Annotated in this window: 6 protein-coding genes; 2 read left to right on the plus strand and 4 right to left on the minus strand. The window is 66.8% G+C overall.

Translation table 11 applies throughout. The features are described from left to right. Together IEY84_RS26480 and IEY84_RS26485 are read left to right on the plus strand one after the other, a co-directional pair. On the plus strand, positions 1-579 hold a 579-nt coding region (locus IEY84_RS26480), incomplete at its 5' end, for an NUDIX hydrolase (protein ID WP_189129329.1). Then, a complete protein-coding gene (locus tag IEY84_RS26485; protein WP_183543100.1) occupies positions 576-1,754 on the plus strand; it encodes a MarP family serine protease in 1,179 nt (392 codons plus the stop codon). The genes IEY84_RS26480 and IEY84_RS26485, both read left to right, overlap by 4 nt. Before the next feature lie 185 nt (positions 1,755-1,939). Here the strand turns inward: IEY84_RS26485 and IEY84_RS26490 are convergent, their stop codons facing one another. The 4 genes from IEY84_RS26490 to IEY84_RS26885 form a co-directional block, all read right to left on the minus strand. Then, complete coding sequence (locus tag IEY84_RS26490; RefSeq protein ID WP_183543102.1) at positions 1,940-2,872, minus strand: type IV toxin-antitoxin system AbiEi family antitoxin; 933 nt, start codon at positions 2,870-2,872, stop codon at positions 1,940-1,942. Between the two features lie 179 nt (positions 2,873-3,051). Further along, a complete protein-coding gene (locus IEY84_RS26495; RefSeq protein WP_183543104.1) occupies positions 3,052-3,459 on the minus strand; it encodes a phage holin family protein in 408 nt (135 codons plus the stop codon). A 42-nt stretch (positions 3,460-3,501) separates the two neighbouring features. After that, a complete protein-coding gene (gene nhaA / locus IEY84_RS26500; RefSeq protein WP_183543106.1) occupies positions 3,502-4,800 on the minus strand; it encodes a Na+/H+ antiporter NhaA in 1,299 nt (432 codons plus the stop codon). A gap of 421 nt (positions 4,801-5,221) precedes the next feature. Continuing rightward, the coding region (locus IEY84_RS26885; protein WP_229789050.1) for a hypothetical protein at positions 5,222-5,410 on the minus strand (189 nt) is incomplete at its 5' end.

The following is a 5,410-nucleotide window of genomic DNA, read 5'->3' on the forward strand; positions in this document are numbered from 1 at the left end:
AGCGCACGCGAGTCGGCGGTGCTGATGCTCTTCGGGGAGGGGCCTGACGGGCCTGACCTCTTGCTGACCGAGCGTTCGCACACGATGCGTTCTCACCCCGGACAGGTCTCGTTCCCCGGCGGCCGGCTCGACCCTGGCGAGACGGCCGAGGAGGCCGCGCTCCGAGAAGCCTGGGAGGAGACCGGGCTCGACCCGACCGGTGTCGATGTGATCGGCAGGCTCCCGGCGCTGTGGATCCCGTTCTCCAACCATGCGGTCGTGCCGATCGTCGCGTGGTGGCGTGAGCCGTCTCCGGTCACGACACGTTCGCTGGAGGAGGTGCACGCCGTCTATCGGGTTCCGCTGTCGGATCTCATGGACCCGGCCCACCGGATCCAGGTGGGCGCACCGGGTCGTCGGGACTGGCTGATGCCCGCGTTCTTGATCGGGCCGGAGAAGGATGTCATCCTCTGGGGCTTCACCGGTGGAATCATCAGCCGCTTCTTCACCTATCTCGGGTGGATCACGGAGATTCCGGACGCCCCGATCAAGGAGTTGCCCGAATACATGCTGCAGGGACGCGAACGGAATCGGCCGTGAATTTTCTTGACTGGATCCTGATCGTCCTCGTCGCGGCCTACGCGCTCTCGGGCTACTGGCAGGGCTTCATCACCGGCGCCTTCGCGACCGGTGGACTGTTGCTCGGCGGCTTCATCGGCATCTGGCTGGCGCCGAAGGTGCTCGGCAGCGCAGCCCCGTCGCTGTGGGTCTCGCTCGGCGCGCTGTTCGTCGTGATCGCGTGCGCGTCCATCGGACAGGCGGTGCTGCAGTACGGCGGCGTACGTGTCCGCGACGAGATCACCTGGCAGCCCGCACGGATCGTCGATGCGCTCGGCGGAGCGCTGCTCAGCGCGGCCGCCGTGCTGGTCGTCGCCTGGGCGCTCGGAGTCGCGGTGTCGGGGGCCCAGATCAACGGGCTGACCCCGGCGGTACGCGGGTCGGCGATCCTGGCGAAGGTCGACTCGATCATGCCGTCCCCCGCCGATCGTGCGTTGAGCGCGTTCAACGACGTCGTCGGCACCTCGTTCTTCCCTCGCTACCTGGAGCCGTTCGCCCGTGAGCGGATCGTCGAGGTCGGGCCTGGTCCGCGTCGCATGCTCACCGATCCCGACGTGGTGCGTGCCGGGGAGTCGGTCCTCAAGATCCGTGGAGCCAACGAGTGCGGCAAGGGCGTCGAGGGCACCGGGTTCGTGATCGGTCGCGGCTACCTGATGACCAACGCCCACGTCGTGGCCGGTGTCGACGATCCCAACGTGATCGTGGGCGATGGCGCCAACGACGCCAAGGTCGTCCACTACGACCCGAAGATCGACATCGCGGTCCTGAAGTTCAAGGGCGGTGGCAACTTGGATCGCCTCGAGTTCGACAGCTCTGCGGCCGCTGAGGACCCGATCGCAGTCTTGGGCTATCCCCAGGACGGCCCCTTCGACGTACAGCCCGGCCGTATCCGCGCCGAGCAGCGCCTCCGCTCACCCGACATCTACGGCATCGGCACCGTCATCCGAGACGTCTACTCCGTACGCGGCCTCATCCGCCCTGGCAACTCCGGTGGCCCCATCGTCGACTCCGAGGGTGACGTCGTCGGCGTCGTCTTCGCTGCCTCGGTCACGGACTCGGAGACCGGCTACGCCCTCACCACCGACCAGGTGATCGAGATCGCCCGCGAGGCCCGCACCCAGACCGCTGCGGTCGACACCGGAGCCTGCGCCGGCTGACACAGACGCACGCCGAGTCGGTAGAAGTGTCGAGCCGGGTCGGTAGTTCTGGACGCCGAATCTGTAGTTGTGGGCGACGAAACTCGAGTTTCGTCGCCCACAACTACAGATTCGGCCAGCAAGAACTACCGACTCGGCGTGCCGCGACTGGGAATCGGCAGTGCGTGAAGCTGCGGGAGCGTCGGTCAGAACCGTCGGGAGGAGTACGTCGGGATGAGCGCCTCCTTGACTTCCCGGAGCCAGGCTTCGAGGCGATCACCGGTGAAGTCACCGCGGCGCACGATGATGACGATCCAGCCGTGGTCGACCAGCCAGCCGCGGCGTTCTTCGTCGTAGATCCGCTGCTCCGGGTCGTCGTGCTCCTCGCCGTCGTACTCGATCGCGACCTTGGCGAGTCGGTAGGCGAAGTCGAGACGATAGGTCGGGATGCCGTCGACCTCGACCCAGACCTGGGTCTCGGGGAGCGGCAGGCCGGCGTCGCTGATCGCCAGCAACGTCCAGGACTCCCGCTGGGACTCGACGTGACGATTGAGGAGGGGGACGAGGTCGCGAAGCTGGACCACACCGCGTCGACCCTTGAAGCGAGGCAGCTCTTGGTAGAGGGCGGCTCGCGTGACGCCGTGCTCCTTAGCGAACTCGTTGAGGGCTGCCATGGCCTCGCGGCGCTTGAGATTGCAGCCGAGGTCGAGCGCGGTTCGCACCGGGGTCGTGACCTTGACGCCGTTGATCGTCATGATGTCGCGATCCAGGAGATCACGCGAGCGGCCGTCGACCCCTTCCAGGCGCGTCGGCGCGTAGCCGCGACGCGCGCAGGTTTCGACAGCTGGCGCCTGGGCCTGTTCGCCGAGCGAGTAGGTGTTGACCCCATGGATCCATGCCGCCGTGCGGTCCGAGACGACATGGTGCGGAGATACGACGCGGGAGACCGCTGCCGCTCGTGTCTCGGTGGTGTCTTCGACCCCGGTCGGGATGAAGACACCCCGGAACGGTCTCAGGACCTCACCGCGCTCTACTGCGACGCGTAGGTCGTACCTCTTGATGGAGAGCTCGTCGAGCTCGCTGGCGGTAAATGGGCGTGCTGGCAGAGCCGAGGCAGCGCCGACAACTGACAGGTTCATGCGAGCCACTGTGCGCTCGCGGCGTACGAAATTCACCGCAGTTCTGGACGGCTGTGGATAACCCTGACCCGAAAACTGCCTGTGGACACCAGGTGGCCCGGGCCGGGGCGCCAGAACCACCTACTCGGCCCCCACAACTACAGACTCGGCCGCCAGAACTACTGTCTCGGCGGGGTGGGTCAGTGCTGGCCCTTGAGCGCCTTGGGGATCTCCTTGCCCTGGGCGATGGCCTTCTCGGGCGCCTTGACCTTCTTCACCTTGCGTACGCCGATGTAGCCGAGCAGGGCGGCGATGAGGACGTAGAAGACGAAGACGATGAGGAAGGACCAGTGGAGGCCGAGGCCGGTCAGGTGGATGAAGTAGGCCGCCGAGACGGAGAGCATGATCACGGCCAGGACCAGCAGGAACGCGGTGGCGGCGAAGAGGCCGATGCCAACACCGGCGTTGGTCGCCGAGATCTTGAGCTCCTGCTTGGCGAGCGTGATCTCCTTGTTGACGAGCTCGGAGATGTCACGGGTGGCGTCGACGACGAGCTTCCCGATCGTCGGGTCCTCGTCACCCGGGGACTTCACGATGTCGACTGCCATGGGAACCCTTCGCTGAAACGTGTGTTGAGATCGTCTCCGACCTTACCGGTCCCGACCGCCATCATCCTCGAACACGTCCGGCACGCCGTCCTCGTTGGCATCGATCTTCTCCAGCTCCTCGATGCGGCGATAGACCTTGTTCCGGGCGCGCAGCACCACTGTGGCGAGCGCGGCGGCCAGGACGGACCCGAAGAGCACGCCCACCTTCATGTGGTCGTGGGCGCTGGGATCGGAGTGGAAGGCCAGCTCGCCGATCAGCAGCGACACCGTGAACCCGATGCCTGCCAGCATCGCCATCCCGATCACGTCCGACCAGGCGAGGTCATCGTCCAGCGACGCCTTGGTGAAGCGGGACAGCAGCCACGTCGAGCCGGCGATGCCGATGGTCTTGCCGACGACCAGGCCGAGGATGATGCCGAGTGTGATGGGGTCGCGCATCGCGCTGGTCACCCCGTCCCAGCCACCAAGAGAGACGCCGGCGGCGAAGAACGCGAAGATCGGCACCGCGACGCCGGCCGAGATCGGCCGGACCAGGTGCTCGAAGTGCTCGGCGAGGCCGCGCTTGGCCTCCGGGTTGCGGGCGATCACCGGCACGGTGAACCCGAGCAGCACGCCTGCGACGGTGGCGTGGACGCCGCTGGCGTGCACGAGAGCCCAGGCGATCGCGGCGAGCGGGATGAGCAACCAGGGGCTGCGGATGCGGCGCTGGACGAGCACCGCGAAGAGCCCGATCGGGACGAGCGCCAGCAGCAGGTAGCCGATGTGCAGCTCGGAGGTGAAGAAGACCGCGATGATGGTGATGCCGAGCAGGTCGTCGACGACGGCGAGAGTCAGCAGGAACGTACGCAGTCCCGCCGGCAGATGGGTGGAGATGACCGCCAGGATCGCGACCGCGAAGGCGATGTCGGTGGCCACCGGGGTCGCCCAGCCGGCCAGCGAGCCGTCGCCGATCACGTTGACGGCCACGTAGACCAGCGCCGGCGCGACCATCCCGCCGACCGCTGCCGCGATCGGCAGAGCGGCGCGGCGCGGGTCACGCAGGTCGCCGGAGACGAACTCGCGCTTGAGCTCCAGGCCGGCGACGAAGAAGAAGATCGCCAGCAGTCCGTCGGCGGCCCAGGTGCCGATGGTCAGATCGAGATGGAGCGCGGCCGGTCCGATGCGATAGTCGCGGACCGCCTCGTACGCCTCCTGCCAGGGGCTGTTGGCGAGGACGACCGCGATGATCGCGGCGATGATGAGGAGCACGCCGCCGGTCGTCTCGGCCCGGAGGATCTCGGCCGTACGCGAGGTCTCCAACCACGATCCACGGGTGAACAGGCGGTTGCGGGTGTCGGTCACGGATGGGCCTCCAGAGGCTCAATGGGGTCGAGAAAGTCACGCCGACCAGACTTCCCGGCACACCTGATCCTGACCCTAGCAAGCGCCGTCGTTGCGGTCCGCGAAGTGGTCGCGATCGAGTCGAGACCTCACTTCATCGAATACTCAAACAAGCGCAAACATGATCAAGCGAGAGAAACACGGCACGACTTTTTACTATAAGAGCCCCATCAATGCCCGAATCCGTTGCATAGTGGATCCAGTCCTCGCCGAAGGGTGAGGCCGCTCCGGTCGCGCCGAGGCCCGTCACAACCGGAGGAGAACCGAACCAACCAGGGTGGCGGGCGCGGGGGAGCCGAGCAGTACGCCGGGAGCCAGAGACAAGGCCGACCGGCTTGGGGTGAAGGCGCAAACGGAACACAGGTATTCCAGCGCCCGGGCATCAGCAGCCCGAATCCGACAGGTCCACCTTCGCAGGTGTCGCTGCATCGGGGGAACCTCGAATGATCGGATCGTGCATCCGTGCGCTGTCGCGCGCGCCCAGGAAGATCAGCAGGACGTTCAGTATCGGCGCGGTGACCGCCCTCGTGGTCGGGATCGCACTCCTCGCCGTACCCACCCACTCGGCCAC

This window comes from Nocardioides albus (assembly GCF_014648255.1).
GTDB lineage: Bacteria > Actinomycetota > Actinomycetes > Propionibacteriales > Nocardioidaceae > Nocardioides > Nocardioides albus.